Consider the following 21959-nt stretch of genomic DNA (forward strand, 5'->3'; position numbering starts at 1 on the left):
TGAATGGACTCATTCACTAGAGTGAGGGGCATGCTGGACGAACTCGCGCGCATCGGACGAGACCCCGCGACCAACGGCTACGTGAGAGACGCCTGGTCTCCCGCGGACCTGGAGCTTCGCGAGTGGTTCGGGCAGGAGGCCGTCAGGCGCGGCCTCGACCTGCACGACGACCGCAACGGCAACCTGTGGGCGTGGTGGGGTGACCCGGGGCGCGAGCCAGGCGTGGTCACCGGCAGCCACCTCGACTCCGTACGGCAGGGCGGCGCCTTCGACGGCCCCCTGGGCGTCGTGTCCGCCTTCGCCGCCCTCGACCTGCTCAGGGCGCGCGGGTTCCGCCCCGCCAGGCCCATCGGCGTCGCCTGCTTCACCGACGAGGAGGGCGCCAGGTTCGGCGTGCCGTGCATGGGCTCGCGGCTGCTGACGGGGGTGCTCGACCCGGACAGGGCGAGGGGGCTCACCGACGACGCGGGCGACACGCTCGCCGACGTGCTGCGCAGGGCAGGAAGGAAGCCCTCGGCGCTGGGCAGGGACGACGAGACCCTCGCGCGCGTCGGCGTCTTCGTCGAGCTGCACGTCGAGCAGGGGCGCGGCCTCGTCGACCTGGGCGCGCCCGTCGGCGTGGCCAGCGCCATCTGGCCGCACGGCCGGTGGCGCTTCGACTTCCACGGCGAGGCCAACCACGCGGGCACCACGCGCCTGGAGGACAGGGACGACCCGATGCTCGCCTACGCCCGCGCCGTGCTGGAGGCCAGGGAGGCGGCCGGCCGTCACGGAGTCGTGGCGACGTTCGGCAAGGTCCGCGTGTCGCCGAACAACGCCAACGCGGTGCCCGGGCTGGTCTCGGCCTGGCTGGACGCGCGCGGGGCCACCGAGAAGGACGTGCGGGCGCTGGTGGCCGAGCTGTCGCGGGGGCAGCAGGTCAGTGAGGAGTCGTGGACCCCCGTCGTCGACTTCGACGTGCCGCTGCGCGACCGGCTGGCCGCCGTCGTGGGCGGCGGCAGGCCCGCGCCCGTGCTGCCGACCGGCGCCGGACACGACGCGGGCATCCTCGCCTCCGCCGGTGTCCCCTCCGCGATGCTGTTCGTGCGCAACCCCACGGGCGTCTCCCACTCGCCGAAGGAGCACGCCGAGCCCGACGACTGCGCGCGCGGGGTGGAAGCCCTCGCCGCCGTGCTGGAGGAGCTGACCCGATGACCGTCTACTGGTGCGAGCGCGCCCTGCTGCCCGACGGCGTCGCCGACGGCGTCGTCATCCACGTGGAGGGACGGCGGATCGCCGCCGTCGAGCGGGGCGAGCGGCAGGGCGTCGTCCTGGAGGGCCTGACGATCCCCGGCCTCGCCAACGCCCACTCCCACGCCTTCCACCGGGCCCTGCGCGGCACGACACAGGCGGGCAAGGGCGACTTCTGGACCTGGCGCGACCAGATGTACGACGTGGCGGCCGTCCTGGATCCCGACACCTATCTCCGCCTGGCCAGGGCGGTCTACGCCGAGATGGCGATGGCGGGCGTCACCTGCGTGGGCGAGTTCCACTACCTGCATCACGGGCCGGGCGGCGTGCCGTACGACGACCCGAACGAGATGGGGCACGCGCTGATCCAGGCCGCGCGCGAGGCGGGCCTGCGCATCGCGCTGCTCGACACCTGCTACCTGACCGGCGGCATGGGCACCGCGCTCGTCGGCGCGCAGGAGCGCTTCGGCGACGGGACCGCCCTACGGTGGGCGGCCAGGGCGGAGCAGCTCGCCGCCGCCTACAAGGGCCAGGAGGACGTGGAGACCGGCGCTGCCATCCACTCCGTGCGCGCGGTGCCGCCCGAGCAGATGGGCGTGGTCGCCGATTTCTCCCACCGCCATGCCGTCCCGCTGCACGCGCACGTCTCCGAGCAGCGCGCGGAGAACGCCGCCTGCGTCGAGCGCTACGCCGCCACCCCCGTGCAGTTGCTGCACGAGCACGGCGCCCTCGGCCCCCGCTCGACCGCCGTGCACGCCACCCACCTCACCGACGTGGACATCGAGCTGCTCGGCCATTCGCGCACCCACGTGTGCATGTGCCCCACGACCGAGCGCGACCTGGCCGACGGCATCGGCCCCGCCCGCCCGCTGTTCGACAGGGGCTCGCCGATCACGCTCGGCTCCGACAGCCACGCGGTGATCGACCTGTTCGAGGAGGCGCGAGCGGTCGAGCTGAACGAGCGCCTGGCCAGCGAGAAGCGCGGGCACTGGCGCGCGCACGAGCTGCTGTGCGCCGCCACCGGCGCGGGCCACGCCTCGCTCGGCTTCCCCGACGCGGGCCTGCTGGTCCCAGGGGCGTGGGCCGACCTGGTGTCGGTCCGCCTCGACTCGGTCCGTACGGCAGGCGCGACACGGGAGACGGCCGTGGAGTCCGTCGTGTTCGCCGCGACGGCCGCCGACGTGCACAGTGTGATCTCGGGGGGCCGCAGGATCGTCGAGCGGGGCCGCCACGAGCTGGGAGAGGCCGGGCAGATGCTGAACGAGGCGATGGGAGCCATCAGATGAGCGGGCGGAGCATCCTGATCGACGGGATCGGGTCGCTGTTCGACGGGGACACCGAGCACCACGACGCCGCGCTCGTCATGGAGGGCGACACGATCGCCTGGGTGGGCCCCTCCGGCCAGGCGCCCGACGCCGACGAGCGGGTGGACGCGGACGGGCGTGGCGTCATCCCCGGCTTCGTCGACAGCCACGCCCACCTGGTCTTCGCCGGTGACCGTACCTCAGAGTTCAACGCGCGGATGTCGGGACAGAGCTACACCGCGGGCGGCATCCGCACCACGGTCGCCGCGACCAGGGCGGCGGGCGACGCCGAGCTGGCCACGCGGGCCGCCGCGCTGGTGGCCGAGATGGCGGCGCAGGGCACCACCACCGTCGAGATCAAGAGCGGCTACGGGCTGACGATCGAGGACGAGCGGCGCTCGCTGGAGATCGCCACCTCGCTGACCGACGAGACGACCTACCTGGGCGCCCACGTGGTGCCCGCCAGCACCGACCCCGACTCCTACGTCAGGACCGTGACGGGGGAGATGCTGCGGGCCTGCGCGCCGTACGCCAAGTGGGTGGACGTCTTCTGCGAGCGCGGAGCGTTCGACGGGGACCAGACACGCGAGATCCTGCAGGCCGGCATCAAGGCGGGGCTGCTGCCGCGCGTGCACGCCAACCAGCTCACCGAGGGGCCGGGGGTGCGCATCGCGGTCGAGCTCGACGCGGCCTCCGCCGACCACTGCACGCACCTGTCCGACGCGGACGTGGACGCCCTGGCCGCCTCCCGCACGGTGGCCACGCTGCTGCCCGGCGCGGAGTTCTCCACCCGCTCGCCCTATCCCGACGCGCGCAGGCTGATCGACGCGGGCGTCACCGTGGCGATCGCCACCGACTGCAACCCCGGCTCCTCCTTCACCTCGTCGATGCCGTTCTGCGTCGCGCTGGCCGTGCGGGAGATGCGGATGACCCCGGCGGAGGCGATCAGGGCCGCGACCGCCGGCGGGGCGCGGGCGCTGCGCCGCGACGACATCGGCAGACTGGTCCCGGGCGCGCGGGCAGACGTCGTGCTGCTGGACGCGCCCTCGTTCGTGCACCTGGCCTACCGGCCGGGCGTGCCGCTGGTCCATCGGGTGTGGCGCGGCGGCGAGGAGCCGGCCCCGCGTCATCCCTTGGTCGGAGGCGCGTAAGGCCCTTGGGCTGGGCGGAGCCGGGCGAGAGCGCCGGTGCGGCGAGCGCGGGACGGGCCGGGTCTCCTCCCTGAGGAGGAGGCCCAGAACCGTCCTCTGGTCGTAGTTCTTTGGGGAATCTTTGCCTCGGGCCGGACGTTGGCCGGATATAGAACGCAGCTGCGGGAACGAGGTGCCTGGGGATGGCAAGGCCTACGGGGAATCGCACGGCGGAGGTCACTGATCGTGACCTGCTCGGGACCTATCTGGCGGAGATAGGCAGGGTCCCGCTGCTCACTGCGGAAGAGGAAGTGGAGCTCGCCAAGCGGATCGAGGCGGGGCTGTTCGCGGAGCAGTTGCTCGACAGAGGGGGCTCGGAGCCGCGCATCGGGGACGCGGCGGACGAGGAGCTCGAACGCCTGGCCATTTCCGGGCAGCGGGCCAAGGACGAGTTCATCCAGGCCAACCTGCGCCTGGTCGTCGCCGTGGCCAGGAAGTACTCAGGCAGGGGGATGCCGCTGATCGACCTGGTCCAGGAGGGGAACCTGGGCCTGGTGCGCGCGGTGGAGAAGTTCGACTACCGGCGGGGTTACAAGTTCTCGACCTACGCCACCTGGTGGATCCGCCAGTCGGTCGGCCGCGCCATCCACGAGCAGGCCAGGCCGGTGCGCCTGCCCACGCACGCGGGTGAGCAGATGACCAGGCTGATGCGGGTACGTCGCGACATGCTGGCCGAGTTCGACGTCGAGCCCACCGACGACGACCTCGCCAAGGTGCTCGACCTGCCGATCGAGCGGGTGCGCGAGCTGCGCCGCTGGGCCGCCGACCCCGTGTCGCTGCAGCTTGGCGTCGGCGACGAGGACGAGACCGAGCTGGGCGACATGATCGCCGACGAGACCTGGGCCGACCCCGAGCAGCAGGCGATCGAGATCCTCGAGCGCGAGCGCCTCGACGACTGGCTGACCGGGCTCGAGGGGGTCACGAGCGAGATGCTCCGCTGGCGCTACGGGCTGATCGACGGGCGCGAGCACACGCTCACCGAGGTCGGCGAGCGTTACGGCATCGGCCGCGACCGCGCCCGCCGCATCGAGCGCGACGCGCTGGCCCGCCTGAGGAAGATGGCGACCACGGCGGCCTGACCAGGTCTCAGCACCAGGTCTCAGCACCAGGTCTCAGCGGCGAAGAGGGCGGCCCGCGTAACGGATGCCGGTCGCCCTGATGAGCCCCGCGGCGATCGCGGCCCGCTCGGCCGCGCCGCCGTCCTCCTCGGTGAAGAAGTAGGGGCCGCGCTCGAACCGCAGCGGCTCGAACCAGCGGCCCAGCGCCGCCTCCAGCTCCGCCCCCGTGTGCAGGCCCTCACGGGCGGCCCAGTCGCCGACGTAGGCCGCCCAGGGCTCTCCAGAGGCCGTCCAGCCGTCCCTGTGCCGGTGCAGCCAGGTGTCGTCCCCGTCGTCCGGCAGCCGTGAGAAGCACCAGCGGGCCGTGTCCTCGTCGAACAGCTCCCTGGCCCACTCGACCACCACGAACCCGCCGTCCGGCTTCAGCGCGCCCGCGACCTTGCCGAACACCTCGTCCAGGTCGCGCACGTGGTGCAGCGACGTGCACGCCACGACCGCGTCCGCGGGCGCGTCCGGCTCGTACGCCTCGAACTCCATCCGGTGGTACGGCCTGCCTTCGGGCGCGTCGGGGTCGACACCGGCCGCGTCGTACCCGGCGGAGAGCAGGTCGGGGACGAACCCTCCGAGCGGTCCGCAGCCGATCTCGATCACCCGCGCGGGCGCGGGCGGCAGGTGGCCCCGCACGAAGTTCCAGTTCATGGGACTCAGGATCGGTCGCGGCCCGCCATACGCACAACTGCGAGCCGGACAGCCCTGCCATGCGGGCGATGCATATCAGGCCAGGGGCGTGAGGTACTTGGCCAGGTCGTCGAGGATCTTGCCGGCGGCCGTGACGCCGATGCCGAGCATCCACACCTCGTCGTCGACGTTGTGCGCGGTGCCCTTCTTGACCGCGCCCAGGTTCTTCCACAGCGGCCCGCCGGTCACCTCGGCCTGGCTCTGCGCGGCGGCGTCGCCGTACGCGCTGTAGAACAGGGCGTCGCCGTCGGCCTGGGCGATGTTCTCCTGGCTGAGCTTGCCGAACCGCTTGTCCTCCTGACCGGCCAGCCGTTGGACCTCGGGCCTGGCGATGCCGGCGTCGCCGAGCACGATGCCGCTGAAGGACTCGGGGCCGTACATCCTGATCTCGGTCGGCATGAACCGGACGATGCTCACCTCGAGCTTGGCGAACCGGGCGCCGACCTGCTCGGCGCGGCTCTCGTAGGCCGCCAGCAGCTGCTCGGCCTGGGCCTTCTTGCCCAGCGCGTCGGCGTCGAGGAGGAAGTTCTCCTTCCACGTGACGCCCACCTTCTCGGTGAACACCGTCGGCGCGATCTTGCTGAGCTTGTCGTAGAAGGGCGCCTGGCGGAACTTGCTGCCGAGGATGAGATCGGGCTTCAGCGCCGAGATCGCCTCGAGGTTCGGCTGCTGCAGGGTGCCGACCGATTTCGTCGCCGACAGCGTCGAACCGAGGTAGGCGGGCCACTTCTGGTTCTCGGCCGCCTGGGCGGCGCCGGCGGGGGCCAGCCCGAGCGACACCATCGTGTCGAGCTTGTCGGTGTCGAGCACGACGACCTTCTTGGGGGTTTCAGGCACCTTCGTCTCGCCCATCGCGTGCTTGATCAGCCTCGTCGGGCCGGTCGCGTTCTCCCCGGGGGTGGAGGCGCCGCAGGCGGTGAGGGCGAGGGCGGACAGCAGGACGGCGGCCGTGGCTCTGGCCAGGGGGAAGGTCATCTGAGTTCCTTGATCACTAAGGTTAGGCAAACCTAAGTGTAGTACTGGCTTGTCCGAAACAACCGCGAAACACCCGAGTGACGAGTTTCACGCACGTGAAACATGCGCGGTCAAGTCATGAAACGGCGGAAGTCCACGCTGTGGCAACACGTCAGTGCGCAGCCCGGTCGACGGTGCCCTGGAGGCGTCCACTGCGACACGGAAATACCGGCCACAGCCAATCTGAAGGAGGGTCGCATCGATGATCGATAGCGGCACTACCGCCTGGATGCTGGTATGCACCGCCCTGGTGCTGCTGATGACTCCGGGCCTCGCGCTCTTCTACGGGGGTATGACGAGGGCCAAGAGCGTCCTGAACATGATGATGATGTCGTTCGTCAGCATCGTCGTCGTGACGGTCGCATGGGTTCTCTACGGATACTCGCTGGCGTTCGACCCCTCGAGTAACGGCACTCTCAACTTCATCGTCGGCGGCCTGGACAACCTGGGCCTGAGCGGCGTGTTCAACGCGGTCTACGGGGGATTGATCGTCGAGGGGGGCCAGGTCACCGCCGAGGCCGCCGCGGCCGACAACTTCCCGATGATGGTCTTCTCCGCCTTCCAGCTGACCTTCGCCATCATCACCGTCGCCCTGATCAGCGGCGCGATCGCCGACCGCGCCAAGTTCGGCGCCTGGGTGCTGTTCTCGCTGGTGTGGGCGACCGTTGTGTACTTCCCCGTCGCGCACTGGGTCTGGGGTGGCGGCTGGCTCGGCCAGCTCGGCATCGAGGACTTCGCCGGCGGCACGGTGGTCCACATCAACGCCGGAGCCGCGGCGCTGGCGCTGGCGCTGGTGCTCGGCAAGCGCCAGGGCTGGCGCAAGGAGCCGATGCGCCCGCACAACCTGACCCTGGTCCTGCTCGGCACCGGCCTGCTGTGGTTCGGCTGGTTCGGCTTCAACGCCGGCTCCGAGCTCGCCCCCGACCAGACCGCGGGCCTGGCCTTCATGAACACCCAGATCGCCGCCGCCGTCGCGGCGGGCGCCTGGATGGTGGTGGAGAAGCTGCGCGACGGCCACGCCACGACCCTGGGCGTCGCCTCGGGCGCGGTCGCCGGTCTGGTCGCGATCACCCCCGCCTGCGGCTTCGTCGACCCGTGGGCCGCCGTCGTCATCGGCCTGCTGGCCGGTGTGATCTGCGCCTACGCGGTGGGCCTGAAGTACCGCCGCGGCTTCGACGACTCGCTCGACGTGGTCGGCGTGCACCTGGTCGGCGGTGTCATCGGCGCCGTCTCGCTGGGCTTCTTCGCCGCCTACCCCTTCCTCGAGCAGCAGAACGAGGGACTGTTCTACGGCGGCCCGATCAGCCAGCTCGGCCTGCAGGTGCTCGGTCCCGTCGCCGTCGGCGGCTACTCGTTCGTGATCTCGTGGGTCATCGCCAAGGTGATCGACAAGACTATGGGCTTCAGGCTCGACCCCGACAAGGAGGTGGCCGGGATCGACATCACCACGCACGCCGAGACCGGTTACGACCTGGGTAGCGTGCACGCCTCCGGCGTGTCCGCGAAGTCGCCGCTCGCCACATCCCCGAAGAAGGTGGACGCATGAGGCTCATCACCGCGGTCATCAAGCCCTTCAAGCTCGATGACGTGAAGGCCGCGCTGGAGCAGTTCGGTATCAAGGGCATGACGGTCAGCGAGGCCAGCGGCTACGGCCGCCAGCGCGGGCACACCGAGGTGTACCGCGGCGCCGAGTACCAGGTCGACCTGGTGCCCAAGGTGCGCCTCGAGGTCCTGGCCGAGGAGGACGACGCCGAGGAAGTCATCGACGTGATCGTCAAGGCCGCCCAGACCGGGAAGATCGGCGACGGCAAGGTGTGGTCGGTCCCCGTGGACACAGTGATCCGGGTCCGCACCGGGGAGCGCGGTCCAGAGGCCCTCTGATGGATCCGCAGCGCAGCGAGGACGTCCATCAGAGGGAGGCGTCCGAGCGGAGCTCGGCCATGGGCACAGCGCTGGATTCGAGGCGTCGGGGCGGAGCTCGGCCATGGGCACTGGTGATGGATTCGCGGTGCGGTGAGGAGCTCGTCAGGAGGCCCTGTGATGGATCCGCAGCACAGCGAGGACATCCATCGCAGGGAGGCGTCCGAGCGGCGCTCGGCCAGGGGGCATGGTGAGAGCGGATGCCCGTTCGTTCGCCGCGGCCCGCAAGGAGCGGGTCGCGGACACCGACCGATGGCTGAAGGATCTCCTTCGTACGGCGAGCCCCGGTGGCGAGGGCGTGGCCCTCGTCGCCGTCGGCTCCCTCGGCAGGGGAGAGCTGGCTCCGGGCAGCGACCTCGACCTGGTCCTGCTGCACGAGGGCGGGGACGACATCGCCAGGATCGCCGACCGGGTCTGGTACCCGATCTGGGATTCGGGCGTCGGCCTCGACCACTCCGTCCGCACGGTGGACGAGGCCGTGAAGGTGGCCCGCGAGGACCTCAAGGCCGTGCTGAGCCTCATCCAGGCCAGGCACGTCGCGGGCGATCCCGAGCTGACCAGGAAGGCGCGCGAGGCGGTGCTCGCCGAATGGCGCGCCGACTCCCGTCGCAGGCTCGCCGAGCTGCGCGACGCGGCGGACAAGCGCGCCGAGACCACGGGCGAGCTGGCCTTCCTGCTCGAGCCCGATCTCAAGGACGGGCGTGGCGGGCTCCGCGACGTCCAGGCCATGCAGGCGGTGGCCGCCGCCTGGGTGGCCTCCGCCCCCGGACCGCGCGTCCGCGAGGCCCACGAGCTCATCCTGGACGTGCGCCACGCGCTGCACGTCGTCACCGCCCGCGGCGCCGACCGGCTGGTCCTGCAGGAGCAGGACGCGGTGGCGGGCACGCTCGGCCTGCTCGACGCCGAGGCGCTGATGCGCAGGCTCGCCGAGGCGGGCCGGACGATCTCCCACGCCTTCGACGGCACCTGGCGCACCGTGGACCGGCTGCTGTCGGGCCCGGTGCCGCGTGGGCGCCGGCCGCTGGCCGACGGCGTGGTCGAGCACGCCGGCGAGGTCGTCCTCGCCCGCGGTGTCGACCCCCGCACCGACCCCGTGCTCGTGCTGCGCGCCGCCGCCGCGGCCGCCGAGGCGGGGCTGCCGCTGGCCCCCGCCACCGTGTCGATGCTGGCCGCCCAGTCGCCGCCGATGCCGGTCCCGTGGCCCGACGAGGCCCGCGACGCGCTGGTGGCGCTGCTGGGCGCGGGGCGCGCCGCCGTTCCCGTGTGGGAGGAGCTAGACCAGGCGGGCATCCTGGTCAGGCTGCTGCCCGACTGGGAGCGCGTACGGCACCGCCCGCAGCGCAACCCCATCCACCGCTTCACCGTCGACAGACACCTCATCGAGGCCGCGGCCAACGCCGCCTCCTACACGCGCGAGGTCTCCCGTCCCGACCTGCTGCTGATCGGCGCGCTGCTGCACGACGTGGGCAAGGGCTGGCCCGGCGACCACTCGGCGACGGGCGAGGTGGTCGTGCGCGACATCGGCGCCCGCCTCGGCCTGCCGCCGAACGACGTCGAGGTGCTGGCCACGGTGGTCCGCCACCATCTGCTGCTGCCCGAGACCGCGACCAGGCGCGACCTGGACGACCCGGTGACGATCGAGAAGGTCGCCGGGGCGGTCGGCTCGCGCGAGGTGCTGGAGCTGCTCGCCGCGCTGGCCGTCGCCGACGGCCACGCCACCGGGCCCGCCGCGTGGAACACGTGGAAGGCCTCCCTCGTCGCCGATCTCGTGCGCAGGGTGCGCAGGGCGCTGGCGGGCTCCCCGCTGCCCCCGCCGCCCAGTCTCTCGCCCGCCCAGGCGGCCCTCGCGCGGCACGGCGGAGGGGCCGTCCGGGTGAATGGGACGAACGTCACAGTCGTCGCTCCGGACCGCCCGGGACTGCTCTGGCGCGCGGCCGGTGTACTGGCCGCGCACCGCATGCTTGTCAGGTCGGCCTCGGTCGCTTCGGCGAGCGCCACCGCCGTGATCGAATTCTCCGTCGTGCCCGAGTACGGCACGCCTCCCGACCCCGCCACTCTCGAGGCCGACCTGCGGCTCGTCCTGGCCGGACGGCTCGACATCGAACAGCGGCTGGCCCGCCGTACCCGATCTGTGCGACCCGCGCGGGTGCCCGTCGCCCCGCCCAGGGTCACGCTCCTCGAAGAGGAGTCCGCGACGGCCACCGTCGTGGAGGTCCGGGCGCATGATCGTCCGGGTCTTCTGTGGCGGATTGGTAGATCATTTGGTGAATGTGGGCTTGACGTGAAAGCCGCTCGCGTAGAGACTCTCGGCGCGGAGGCGGTTGACGTCTTCTACGTGGTGGACCGCGCCGGACGCCCCCTCAGCGACGACGCGCAGCGGACTCAAGTCCGCGATCACGTACTCGCGGCACTGCGATAACCAACGGCACACGGTCTGCGGTCACATTTGTAACGATTGTGTCCGTTTTGCCTGGTACGCGAGTTACTGCGGATACGTTGTGGGTCGAATTATGGGTCTTTTCTGATTCCTGTTGCGAAATGGGATGCTTGAGGGGTAACGACGGCTGTGACGACGGGGAATACCGAAGGCGGACGTGCCGCCAGGCGGGACCGCGGAAAGCGGTCGCTGCCACGAATGGGGCTGCGTAACTGGCGCGTGAGATCTCGTCTCACCGCGTTGATCCTTGTGCCGACCATCGCCGGCGTCGTTCTCGGCGGCGCCCGTGTGGTGGAGGCGGTCGGCAGCATCGGGGAGTACGAGCGCACGGTGGTCGTCGCCGAGCAGGCGACCCATCTGCGCGATCTCATCCAGTCGCTCGGAATGGAGCGTGACACCGGCGGCTGGTTCTACGCCACGAAGCAGCGCAGGCAGCTCAAGAAGCCTTACGAGGACAGCAAGGACGCCGTCGACAAGCAGGTGAAGGTCGTCTCGGCCGAACTGGCCGCGATGGACGCCGGCTACGGCCCGCGTGTCGAGCAGGCCGCCAAGCTGGCCGCCGCCCAGCTCAAGTCGCTGTCGGGGATCAGGGCGCAGCAGCGCGTGAGGCCCGACTCGACCGCCTACCGCTACCTGGTCGAGCAGCTCGTGCGCGTGCACGAGGAGCTGAGCCTCCTCAACAACGACCCGCAGATCCTCGGTGACTTCCGCGCCCTGACGGTGCTGGTGAAGGCCAAGGAGGAGATCTCCAGGCAGCGGATCATGCTGCTGGAGTCGTACTACGGCACCTCGAAGGTGGACGCGCAGCGGGTCACCGACTTCATCGCCGCGGGCGCCCAGCAGTGGCAGCTGCTCAACAGCTTCGCCGCGGACGCGGGCACGGTCAGGAGCACCCAGCTCATGATCGGGCTGAAGAACAACAGCGACGTGATCAGGGCCGAGCTGTCCAAGGCCCGCGCCATCCGCCTGACCAACGACGGACCCGCCTTCCAGGCCAGGAACCTGCTGGCCGACCCCAACGAGTGGTTCGAGGACAACGCCAAGGCGATCGCGGTCCTGGAGAAGGCGGAGTCGAACACCGAGCCGGGGAAGACCGGGCTGGCGCAGGCCGTGACCACGCGCGCGCAGGACCTCCAGAGCGCCGAACTGCGCACCGCGCTGCTCGTGGGCGCCGCCATCGTCGGCCTGCTCCTGCTGGTGCTGACCTTCACCGTGCTCATCGCCCGCTCGATGGTCTCCCCGCTGCGCCGTCTGCGCAGCGAGGCCCTGGAGATCGCCGGATTCCGGCTGCCCGACGTGGTGCGCAACCTGCGCGTCTCGGGCAACGCCACCGTGCCCGAGATCGAGCCCATCGACGTCGAGGGCAAGGACGAGATCGGTGAAGTGGCGCAGGCCTTCGACGAGGTCCACCGCCAGGCCGTACGGCTCGCGGCCGAGGAATCGGAGCTGCGCAGCAACATCAGCGCGATGTTCGTCAACCTCTCCCGCCGCACCCAGACACTGGTCGAGCGGCAGATCTCGCTGATCGACGGCCTGGAGAAGGGCGAGCAGGACGGCAGCCGTCTCGCCGACCTGTTCAGCCTCGACCACCTGGCCACCCGCATGCGCCGCAACTCGGAGAACCTCCTGGTCCTCGCCGGCCACGAGCCCACTCGCAGGCGCAGCCAGCCCGCCAAGCTCGTCGACGTCGTGCGCGCCGCCCTGTCGGAGGTCGAGGACTACGACCGCGTGCAGGTCAAGGTGCACCGCGCCACCGCGGTGATCGGCAGCGCCGCCAACGACCTGGTCCACCTGGTCGCGGAGCTGGTCGAGAACGCCATCCAGTTCTCGCCGAAGAACAGCAACGTCATCGTCTCCAGCAGCATCATCGAGGGCGGCGGCGCGCTGCTGTCGGTGAGCGACCAGGGCATCAGCATGACCGACGAGGAGCTCGCCGAGGCCAACAGGCGCCTGGCCGAGCCGCCCGTCGTGGACGTGTCGGTGTCGCGGCGCATGGGCCTGTTCGTGGTCGGCCGCCTGGCCCTGCGCCACGGCATCCGCGTGCAGCTGCGCAATGGCGAGGGCAGCGGCCTCATCGCCATGGTGCTCCTCCCGCCGCCGCTGCTGCCCGACGCGAACCAGCCGCCGCCCCCGCAGCGGCCCGCCTTCGGCGGCAGCGGCAGCCCCGCCCCTGCCTTCGGCGCTCCGGCGCAGAACGGCGCGTTCGCCGCGTTCGACTCCTTCGACTCCAGCGGATGGGGCAACCAGCAGCCGCGGCAGGGTCTCGGCGCCTTCACCGCCGACACCGGCGGCGACAGCGGCTTCTTCCGCCAGCCGCCCCAGCAGGGCGGACCGCACCCGTCGTTCCCGAGCATCGACCTCAGCGCGATGCCCAACCTGGACCAGACGGCGCCGCACCCCGGTGGCTCGCACCCCTCGTTCCCGAGCCTGGAGCAGCCCGGACCGCACCCGTCCTTCCCCAGCTCCGACAACGGACTGCCGCGCCGCGGCCCCCGCGCGGGCGACACCGGAGCGTTCGGGACGCGGCCCAGGGCCGACACCACGGGCGCCTTCGGCGCGCCGGCCCGTCCCGACGGCACCGGCGCCTTCGGGACGCCGGCCAGGGGCGAGGGGGTCTTCGGTCCGCCGTCCCGCGGTGGCGACACGGGCGCCTTCCCGACGCCGCCGCCCCGCGCGGGCGACACCGGCGCCTTCCCGACGCCGCCGCCGATGTCGGCGCCGTCCTACCCGTCGGTCGAGCGGTTCCCCTCGTGGGAGACCAGCACGAGCTCGATGCCCGTGGTGGACAGCTCGCCGATGGAGCAGGAGCAGGAGGAGTTCCTGCCGATCTTCGCCGCGGTGGAGTCGGCCTGGTTCCGCAGGCCCGACGAGAGCGTCGAACCCCCCGCCGCCTCGCCTCAGGCCCGCAGGGAGCCGAAGTACCACATGCCCGAGGCGCAGGCGCCCGCGCAGGCCGTACCCTCTGAGAGTGACCTGTGGCGGACCCCCGCCGACGCGGGGTGGCAGGCGGCGGCCGCGGCCAGTGACCCCAGCCTCGGCGGGATCACCGCCGCCGGGCTCCCCAAGCGCACCCCCAAGGCGAACCTGGTCCCCGGCACGGCGGGCCAGGCGCCCCAGCAGATGAGCCCGATGCCGCCGGTCTCGGCGGACCGGATCAGAAACCGGATGTCCAGCTTCCAGCAGGGCGTCCGCAGGGGGCGTGCGGAACTGAATGATGAGTCCGCCCCTAACGGGCTGGATAAGGAGGACAAGGCGTGAGCGAGCGTCGCGAGCGAACAGATAGCCACAGCACGTTCGTCACGCTTCCGACGAAGGAGGAAGTGTGACGACCTTGAGCCATGAGGCCCACAGGTTCGACTGGCTGATCACTGACTTCGTCAGGAACACCCCAGGGGTGGCCCACGCGGTCGTCGTGTCAGCCGACGGTCTGTGCCTGGCCAGCTCCGAGGGCTTCCCGCCGGACCGGGCCGACCAGTTGGCGGCCGTCTCCGCGGGTCTGCTGAGCCTCACCGTGGGCGCCTCGCGCGTCTTCGAGGGCGGGCCCGTGACCCAGACGGTCGTGGAGATGCAGCGCGGTCTGCTCCTGGTGATGGCCATCAGCGACGGGTCCGTGCTGACCGTGCTGGCCTCGCCCGACTGCGATATGGGTCTGGTGGCCTACCAGATGACTCTGCTGGTGGACCGTGCCGGACAGGCGCTGACCCCGGCACTTCGCGCGGAACTCCAGGCTGCCAGGACCCGGTGATGTGATGGTGTACGGGAGTGACGGGACGGGGGACGAGGAGCCCCTGTTCCGTCCGTACGCAGTCACCGGCGGCCGGTCGGAACCCCGCTACCACTTGGCGATGGAGACGCTGATCTCCTCGATGTCGATCCCGGATGACGAGATGGCCCTGCTCACGCCCGAGCAAGAGGCCATCATGACGCTGTGCAGGTCGTTCCGGTCGGTCGCCGAGATCTCCGCGCTGCTGCGGGTCCCGCTCGGCGTGGCCAGGGTCGTCGTGGCCGACATGGCCGACGAAGGACTCGTTCGCCTGCACCAGCCGCGTCTCAACCAGGGACAGCCAGACATGAACATGCTCGAAAGGGTGCTCAGTGGACTTCGCAGGCTCTAGCGGCGGCGGGCTCACCTCGACGAAGATCGTCGTCGCGGGCGGGTTCGGCGTCGGCAAGACGACGTTCGTGGGTGCGGTGTCCGAGATCCTCCCGTTGACCACGGAAGCGGTCATGACCGACGCCTCCGCGGGCATCGACGACCTCGGCCTGACCCCGAACAAGCAGACGACGACCGTGGCCATGGACTTCGGCCGGTTGTCGCTGGACAGGGACCTGATCCTGTACCTGTTCGGCACCCCCGGTCAGCACCGGTTCTGGTTCATGTGGGACGACCTGGTGCGCGGCGCGATCGGCGCCGTCGTGCTGCTCGACACCCGGCGGCTGGCCGACTCCTTCCCCGCGATCGACTACTTCGAAGAGGCCAAGCTGCCCTTCGTGGTGGGCATCAACGGGTGGGACGGGCAGTTCCCGCATGCGGAGAACGAGGTGCGTGAGGCGCTCGCCCTGGCGCCGCACATCCCGATCGTCAGGACCGACGCCCGCAACAGGGAGTCGGTCAAGGCGACGCTGATCTCGCTCGTCGAGCACGTGGTCAGGGTGAGGGCCTCCTACGGCACCCCTGCCTGACCCGCCTCGCAAGAAGGGGGAGGACCTTCGGGTCCCCCCCTTCTTCGCGTCCGGCGACCACGGCGGTTCAGGACGGGGACCGGCTGGGGGTGGGTCAGCGGGTCTCGATCAGCAGCGAGATGCCGTCGAGGAGGCGCTGCAGGCCGAACTCGAAGGTGTGCTCGGGGCTGTGCGCCGAGCCGTACACCTCGGCGGCGGCCTCGCCGACGCGCGACGCGACGGGGAAGCGCGAGGCGTCCGAGATGCGGTGCAGGAAGGGCGCGTGGGCGGCCCACCACTGCTCGTCGGTCATCCCCGTGTGCTTCTCCGCCTCGAGCGCCTCGACCGCACCCCTGGCCGCGCCGTGGACGAAGCCGGTGACCAGCGTGATGACCGAGTCCATCTCGACGTCGGTCAGGCCGATGCCGTCGATGGCGCGCAGCTCGTACTCGTACTTGGCGGTGGTGCGGGGCCCGAGCACCGGACGGCTGGTGGCCACCTGGAGCAGCCAGGGGTGGCGCAGGTACAGGGCCCAGTTCTCGCGGGCGATCTGCTCCAGGCGCCCGCGCCAGCCGCCGGGGACGTCGTCGGGCCTGGCGGTCTCGCCGTAGACGGTGTCGAGCATGACGTCGAGGAGCTCGGGCTTGCCCGGCACGTAGGTGTAGAGCGACATGGTGCCGACGCCGAGCCTCTCGGCGACCCTGCGCATGGACAGGGCGCCGAGACCCTCGGCGTCGGCGACCTCGATCGCGGCGCGGACGATGCGGTCGACGCTCAGCTCCGGCTTGCCCTTGCGGCTGGGCCGCTCGCTGGTGCGCCACAGCAGCGCGAGGCTGCGCGCGGGGTCACCCTTGCCGGTGTACTCGACGGTCACACTTCGTACGGTACACCGTACGGAGCTCGTCGCGCCGAATCATTTGGGCAGCCAGTCCTTCCACACGATCTTGTTCGCCTCGACCCACTTCTTGGCCGCCGCCTGCGCCGACATGCGGCCGTCGGCCATGTCGCTGGCCACCGCGTTCTGGTGCTCGTTGGTCCAGGTGAAGTTGCGGACCAGCTCGTAGGCCTTGCCGCCGGTGTCGGCGAACTTCCTGCTGACGATCTTGTCAAGCAGGTAGGGCGGGTAGTCGCAGGCCACCTTCGCCGGTACGGCGTCGCAGCCGATGGCGTAGGGCGGAAGGTTGATCTTGACCAGCTTGACCTGCGTGAACAACCACTGCGGCTCGTAGAAGTACATCAGCAGCGGCCGCCGGTTCCTGGTGGCGAACTTCGCCGCGCTGATCAGGGCGTTCTCGCTGCCCGCGTAGACGACCTTGTAGTCGAGCTTCAAGTTCTTGACCAGGGCCTCGTCGGAGGTGACGAACGTCGGGTCACCGTCGAGCACCTGCCCCTTGTCACCGGACTTCGCGGTCTTGAACAGCGGCGCGTACTTGTTGAGGTTGCGCCAGTCGGTGATGTCCGGGTACTCCTCGGCCATCCACTGCGGCACGTACCAGCCGATGATGCCCTTGTTGCCGTTCAGCCCCGCCGAGACCGCGACCTTCTTGTCCTGGATGAACTCCTTCTTCTCCTTCTCGCGGCCCCAGTTCTCGACGATGACGTCGACGTCGCCGCTCTCGAAGCCCTTCCAGGACTCGTCCTCCGTCAGCTTCTTCGTCTCCACCCGGTAGCCGAGCTCGCGTTCCAGGAGGTAGGCCAGGACGGCGGCGCTGGCCTCGTAGCCGACCCAGGGGTTGACGGCGAGCCGTACGGTGCCCGTCTCCCTGGCCTGCGGAGGTGCTTCGGCCGTACAGCCGGCGAGGATCAGGACGAGGGCGAGGGCCCCCGCCAGACCCCGGCCGCGGACCGCTACTTGGGAAGCCATGCCTGCCACTTGGCCTGGTTGGCCGCCACCCACTTCTTGGCCGCCTCCTCGGCGGACATGCCGTTGTTCTGGATGTCGTTGGCGACCGCGTTCTGGTCCTCGTTGGTCCAGCTGAAGTTCTTGACCAGCTCGTAGGCCTTGCCGCCGGTGTCGGCGAACTTCTTGCTCACGATCTTGTCGAGGTCGAGCTCGCCGTAGTCGCAGGCGACCTTCTTCGGGTCGGCGTCGCAGCCGGTGGTGTACGGCGGCAGCTTCACCCTGGCCAGCTTGACCTTGTCGAAGAGCCAGTGCGGGGTCCAGAAGTAGAACAGCAGCGGCTTCTGCTGCTCCTGCGCCTGCACCGCGGACTCCAGCAGCGCCGCCTCGCTGCCGCCCGTCACGACCTTGAAGTCCAGCTTCAGGTTCTTGACCAGGGCCTCGTCGTTGGTGACGTAGGAGGGGTCGCCGTCGAGGAGCTGGCCCTTGTCGCCGGACTCAGAGGTCTTGAACAGGTCGGCGTACTTGTTGAGGTTCTTGTAGTCGGTGATGTCGGGGTACTTGTCGGCCATCCACTGCGGGACGTACCAGCCGATGACGCCCTTGTTGCCGGTCGAGCCGGCGGAGAGGGCGACCTTCTTCTCGTCGATGTACTTCTTCTTGAGGTCGTCGTGGCCCCAGTTCTCGACGATGACGTCGACCTCGCCGGTCTCGAAGCCGGCCCAGGCGACCTCCTCCTTGAGCTCCTTCTTCTGCACCGTGTAGCCGAGCTTGTCGGTCAGCAGGTGGGCGATGACGGCGGCGGTGGCCTCGTAGCCGACCCACGGGTTGATGGCGATGTTGACGGTTCCCGCCGCCGGGGCGCTGCCCGAGCCGCTGGGCTGGGCGGCGGCTGTCGCTGTGGCGCCGGTGTCGACTCTGGCGCCACCGCCGCAGCCCGCGACGGCCAGGCCAAGGGCGACGACCCCGGCCATGAGGCGAATCTTCATGCGGTGTTCATCCTCTTACTTTGGGGGGAGGAGCGCCTGTCGGCGCCCTGCGTGATGCGGTCGAGCATGATGCCCAGCAGCACCGTGGCGACTCCTGCGACGAAGCCCATGCCGAAGTCGGAGTGCTGGGAGAAACCGGTGACGACGTCGTAGCCGAGCCCGCCGGCCCCGACCATGCCGCCCACCACGACCATGGCCAGCGTCATCACGATTCCCTGGTTGGCGGCCAGCAGGATGGCGCCGCGGGCCATCGGCAGCTGCACCTTCCACAGCAGCTGCCATCGCGTCGAGCCCGCCGACAGCGCGGCCTCGACGGTGGTCGGGGAGACGCCGCGGATGCCGTCCTCGACCAGGCGGACCACCGGCGGCACCGCGTAGATGACCGAGGCGAAGATGGCGGTGAACCTGGTCGCGCCGAACAGCGCGAGCGCGGGCAGCAGGTAGACGATCGACGGCATCGTCTGCGCGGCGTCCAGCAGCGGCCGCTGGACGGCGGAGAAGCCGCGCGACCGCGCGGCGGTCACCCCGAGCAGCAGGCCGAGCACCAGGGCGACGGAGACGGCGACCAGCACGGTGGTGAGCGTGGCCATGCTGTGCTCCCACAGGCCGAGCAGCGCGAGCGCCAGCAGGCAGGCCAGCGCGGTCAGCGCGGGCCGCGGCCCGCTCGCCCACCAGGCCAGAGCCAGGAGGGCGGCGGCCACCAGCCACCACGGCGTGGAGGTCAGCATCTCCTGCAGCGGGTTCAGCAGGACGGTGGAGGTGACGTCCTTGATGGCCGTGGTGACGTCGTACCAGCTGGACTTGGCCCAGGTCACCGCCTCGTTGACGGGCCGGCCGATACGCAGGACCCACGCCTCGGGGAAGGCGGCGGGCAGGAGCCCGGCGGCCACCAGTCCGGCGACGGCGATCGCGCCCGCGGGGACGTAGCGGCCCCAGGCGGGGGAGGATCCCGCCGCCCTGTCGCGCCGCGCGGCGGCCATGGTGACCCGGTCCAGGACGATCGCCATGATGACGATGGCGATGCCCGCGGGCAGCATGAAGCCCACGTTCGCCCTGGACAGGCCCCTGATGATGTCGGAGCCCAGCCCGGGGGCGGAGATGAGGGCGGCGATCACGACCATCGACAGCGCCATCATGATGGCCTGGTTGATCGCCAGCGCGATGGTCTCGCGGGCCATCGGCAGCTGCACCTTGCGCAGCGTCTGCCAGCGCGTCGCGCCCAGCGAGGACGACGCCTCGATCGCGGTGGGCGAGACCCGCTGGACGGCCAGCGCGGTGATCCTGATCGCCACGGGCATCGCGTAGATGAGGGTGGCGACGGTCGCGGAGGAGGGGCCGATGCCGAAGAAGAGCACCATCGGCGTCAGGTAGGCGAACGTCGGCATGATCTGCATGACGTCGAGCACCGGGGTCAGCGCCCTGCGCAGCCGGGCCGAGCGGCCCGCCCACACCCCCAGCGGCAGCCCGACGGCCAGCGCCACCAGCACCGAGGTGAGCACCAGGGCGAGGGTGCGGACGCTCGCCTCCCACACCCCGAGGACGCCGAGGGTGGTGAACCCGCCGACGCCCAGCAGCGCGATCCGCCAGCCGCCCGCGAGCCAGCCCAGCCCGACGAGCACGCCGACGAGCCCTGGCCAGCCGAGCGCGAACAGGACGGCCTCGAAGGCGGCGTAGAGCTCGCCGAGGTAGACGCGGATGTAGTTGACGCCGTACAGGAACAGGGGGTTGTCGTTCCTGTTGGCGTCGACCCAGTCGCGGGCGTCGTTGACGGCGAGGAAGGGGGCGGCCGCGTCGTCGTGCGGGAGCGAGGCGGTGCCGCGCAGCGTCAGGTAGCCGGTGACGAAGACCAGCCCGACGGCCACCGGCACGACCCATCGGGGCGGACGGCGGAGGGCGGGGGTGTCGACGGTCGCGACGGCCTCGCTCACGACCTGGCCTCTCGCACCCGCGCCGCCTCGGTCGCGCTGTCTTCGGTCGTGCTGCTCTTGGTCGCGATGTCTCCCGCCGCGATGTCTCCCGCCGCGCGGTCTTCGGTCACGCTGTCCTCGGTCGACTTGTCCTTGGGCGTGTCGTCTCCGGCCGGGCCGGCAGCGGTTGCCCGCTGCGCGTCGGCGGTGACGGGAGCGAGCGGGGCCTCCGGGCTGGGGGAGGGCGCGGAGACGTGGTCGGACAGGCGCACCGCGGCCGGCGGCTGCGCCATGGCCGACAGGATGTCCACCCGGTCGACCACTCCGACCAGCCGGTCCCCGTCCACCACGCGGATGGTCCGTCCCGAGCCGGTGACCGCGGGGATGGCGTCCCTGATGACGGTGCCCGCGGGCAGCGCCGGCCCGTCGAGCCGCTCGCCCGGCTCGGGATCCCGGCAGATCCACCGCAGCGACAGCACGTGGCTGCGGGGCACGTCGCGCACGAAGTCGGCCACGTAGTCGTCGGCGGGCGCGCCCACCACCTCCTCGGGCGTCCCGAGCTGCACGATGGCGCCCGCCCGCATGATCGCGATGCGCTCGCCCAGCTTGAGCGCCTCCGACAGGTCGTGGGTGATGAAGACCATGGTCTTGCCCACCTCGCGGTGCATCCTGATGACCTCGGTCTGCATGTCCCTGCGGATCAGCGGGTCGAGCGCGCTGAACGGTTCGTCGAACAGCATCACCTGGGGCTCGACCGCCAGCGCCCTGGCCAGGCCGACGCGTTGCTGCATGCCGCCGGAGAGCTGGTCGGGGTAGGAGTCGGCGTGGCCGTCCAGCCCGACGAGGGAGAGGATCTCGCCGGCCCGCGCGTGGCGGTCCCGGCGGGAGGCACCCTGGATCTCCAGGCCGTAGGCGACGTTGTCGATGACCTTGCGGTGCGGCAGCAGGCCGAAGTGCTGGAAGACCATGCTGACGCGGTGGCGGCGCAGGTCGCGGAGCTTGGCGGGGGAGGCGGCGCGCACGTCCTCGCCGCCGATGCTGATCTGTCCCGCCGTCGGTTCGACGAGGCGGGTGAGGCAGCGCACGAGGGTGGATTTGCCGCTTCCCGACAGGCCCATCACCACGAACATCTCGCCTGGTCGCACGGTGAACGTGACGTCTCTGACGGCGGCCGTGCAGCCGGTCTTCTCGCGGAGTTCGGACGGGTCGAGGTCCTTGTCAGGGCTATTCAGGACACGGTCGGCCCGCGGTCCGAAGATCTTCCACAGACCGCCGACCTCGATGGCCGCACTGTCCTGCCCGGCTGCCACTTTCTGCCTCCAGAAGCTCGCGGCCCCCGCCGCTTGGCGCGGTCCGAGTTGTCGAGGGTAGGCGCGACGGGGCTCAACATAGGGCTTAAAGACCACGAATCACAGCGTCGTGACCATCCAGAGACGGGGGCGTTACTGGAGTCGTTCGGAGTGGAACGCGCCAAACACACATAACCGGACACAGTTTGTTATATGACGATATTTCTGGCGAGGTGATCTTTTACCGGCCGGCCGGAAATGGGGGCTCCAGCTTCTCTTTGCTTCTGTCACACAAGATTGGTTTTGTCGCGTTATGTTCTGCTAGCCGTTCTTATAATGATGTGCTCGAATAACCCGCAGTTGTTGGATTTTCCCAGGAGC

At 70.6% G+C, this 21959-nt stretch carries 18 protein-coding genes; 11 read left to right on the plus strand and 7 right to left on the minus strand.

Translation table 11 applies throughout. The features are described from left to right. Window positions 1-30 precede the first annotated feature (30 nt). From H4W81_RS45055 to H4W81_RS45070, 4 genes are all read left to right on the plus strand, one after another. Entirely contained in the window at window positions 31-1194 is a 1164-nt protein-coding gene (locus H4W81_RS45055; RefSeq protein ID WP_192780394.1) for an allantoate amidohydrolase, read from the plus strand. Further along, window positions 1191-2516 carry a formimidoylglutamate deiminase gene (locus tag H4W81_RS45060; protein WP_192780395.1) on the plus strand — a complete coding sequence of 442 codons (1326 nt, stop codon included), beginning with the start codon at window positions 1191-1193 and terminating at the stop codon, window positions 2514-2516. The genes H4W81_RS45055 and H4W81_RS45060 overlap by 4 nt, the downstream gene beginning before the upstream one ends. Further along, window positions 2513-3685 carry an imidazolonepropionase gene (gene hutI / locus H4W81_RS45065; RefSeq protein WP_192780396.1) on the plus strand — a complete coding sequence of 391 codons (1173 nt, stop codon included), beginning with the start codon at window positions 2513-2515 and terminating at the stop codon, window positions 3683-3685. Before H4W81_RS45060 ends, hutI begins: the two co-directional genes overlap by 4 nt. A 182-nt stretch (window positions 3686-3867) precedes the next feature. Then, window positions 3868-4803 (plus strand): sigma-70 family RNA polymerase sigma factor, encoded by a 936-nt coding sequence (locus tag H4W81_RS45070; RefSeq protein WP_192780397.1) that lies wholly within the window; start codon window positions 3868-3870, stop codon window positions 4801-4803. A 33-nt stretch (window positions 4804-4836) separates the two neighbouring features. Here H4W81_RS45070 and H4W81_RS45075 read toward each other — a convergent pair whose 3' ends face one another. Together H4W81_RS45075 and H4W81_RS45080 are read right to left on the minus strand one after the other, a co-directional pair. Then, a complete protein-coding gene (locus tag H4W81_RS45075) occupies window positions 4837-5481 on the minus strand; it encodes a class I SAM-dependent methyltransferase (RefSeq protein WP_192780398.1) in 645 nt (214 codons plus the stop codon). 75 nt (window positions 5482-5556) lie between these two features. After that, window positions 5557-6495: an ABC transporter substrate-binding protein gene (locus H4W81_RS45080; RefSeq protein ID WP_192780399.1), complete on the minus strand. Its 939-nt coding sequence runs from the start codon at window positions 6493-6495 to the stop codon at window positions 5557-5559. 241 nt (window positions 6496-6736) lie between these two features. Between H4W81_RS45080 and H4W81_RS45085 the strand changes: the two genes are divergently transcribed. The 7 genes from H4W81_RS45085 to H4W81_RS45115 all read left to right on the plus strand — a co-directional run bounded on the left by H4W81_RS45085 (window position 6737) and on the right by H4W81_RS45115 (window position 15574). Next, window positions 6737-8080 (plus strand): ammonium transporter, encoded by a 1344-nt coding sequence (locus H4W81_RS45085; protein ID WP_192780400.1) that lies wholly within the window; start codon window positions 6737-6739, stop codon window positions 8078-8080. Beyond that, window positions 8077-8415 carry a P-II family nitrogen regulator gene (locus tag H4W81_RS45090; protein WP_183648817.1) on the plus strand — a complete coding sequence of 113 codons (339 nt, stop codon included), beginning with the start codon at window positions 8077-8079 and terminating at the stop codon, window positions 8413-8415. The genes H4W81_RS45085 and H4W81_RS45090 overlap by 4 nt, the downstream gene beginning before the upstream one ends. A gap of 226 nt (window positions 8416-8641) precedes the next feature. Continuing rightward, on the plus strand, window positions 8642-10873 hold the full coding sequence (locus H4W81_RS45095) for a [protein-PII] uridylyltransferase (RefSeq protein ID WP_225959091.1): 2232 nt from the start codon (window positions 8642-8644) through the stop codon (window positions 10871-10873). Between the two features lie 237 nt (window positions 10874-11110). Then, complete coding sequence (locus H4W81_RS45100) at window positions 11111-14149, plus strand: sensor histidine kinase (protein WP_318782468.1); 3039 nt, start codon at window positions 11111-11113, stop codon at window positions 14147-14149. A gap of 64 nt (window positions 14150-14213) precedes the next feature. Beyond that, window positions 14214-14636, plus strand: coding sequence for a roadblock/LC7 domain-containing protein (locus tag H4W81_RS45105; protein ID WP_183648813.1), 423 nt, complete (start codon window positions 14214-14216; stop codon window positions 14634-14636). 7 nt (window positions 14637-14643) lie between these two features. Then, window positions 14644-15006, plus strand: a complete 363-nt coding sequence (locus H4W81_RS45110; RefSeq protein WP_425574694.1) for a DUF742 domain-containing protein — start codon at window positions 14644-14646, stop codon at window positions 15004-15006. Beyond that, window positions 14987-15574 (plus strand): GTP-binding protein, encoded by a 588-nt coding sequence (locus H4W81_RS45115; RefSeq protein WP_192780403.1) that lies wholly within the window; start codon window positions 14987-14989, stop codon window positions 15572-15574. The genes H4W81_RS45110 and H4W81_RS45115 overlap by 20 nt, the downstream gene beginning before the upstream one ends. Before the next feature lie 94 nt (window positions 15575-15668). Here the strand turns inward: H4W81_RS45115 and H4W81_RS45120 are convergent, their stop codons facing one another. The 5 genes from H4W81_RS45120 to H4W81_RS45140 are packed head-to-tail and all read right to left on the minus strand — an operon-like array spanning window position 15669 to window position 21599. Next, a complete protein-coding gene (locus H4W81_RS45120; RefSeq protein ID WP_192780404.1) occupies window positions 15669-16427 on the minus strand; it encodes a TetR/AcrR family transcriptional regulator in 759 nt (252 codons plus the stop codon). Between the two features lie 39 nt (window positions 16428-16466). Further along, on the minus strand, window positions 16467-17417 hold the full coding sequence (locus H4W81_RS45125; RefSeq protein WP_192780405.1) for an ABC transporter substrate-binding protein: 951 nt from the start codon (window positions 17415-17417) through the stop codon (window positions 16467-16469). Then, a complete protein-coding gene (locus tag H4W81_RS45130; RefSeq protein ID WP_192780406.1) occupies window positions 17402-18382 on the minus strand; it encodes an ABC transporter substrate-binding protein in 981 nt (326 codons plus the stop codon). The genes H4W81_RS45125 and H4W81_RS45130 overlap by 16 nt, the downstream gene beginning before the upstream one ends. Then, entirely contained in the window at window positions 18379-20310 is a 1932-nt protein-coding gene (locus H4W81_RS45135) for an ABC transporter permease (RefSeq protein ID WP_192780407.1), read from the minus strand. Before H4W81_RS45135 ends, H4W81_RS45130 begins: the two co-directional genes overlap by 4 nt. Continuing rightward, window positions 20307-21599, minus strand: a complete 1293-nt coding sequence (locus H4W81_RS45140) for a betaine/proline/choline family ABC transporter ATP-binding protein (protein ID WP_318782469.1) — start codon at window positions 21597-21599, stop codon at window positions 20307-20309. Before H4W81_RS45140 ends, H4W81_RS45135 begins: the two co-directional genes overlap by 4 nt. Window positions 21600-21959: the final 360 nt, after the last annotated feature.

This window comes from Nonomuraea africana (assembly GCF_014873535.1).
Classification (GTDB): domain Bacteria; phylum Actinomycetota; class Actinomycetes; order Streptosporangiales; family Streptosporangiaceae; genus Nonomuraea; species Nonomuraea africana.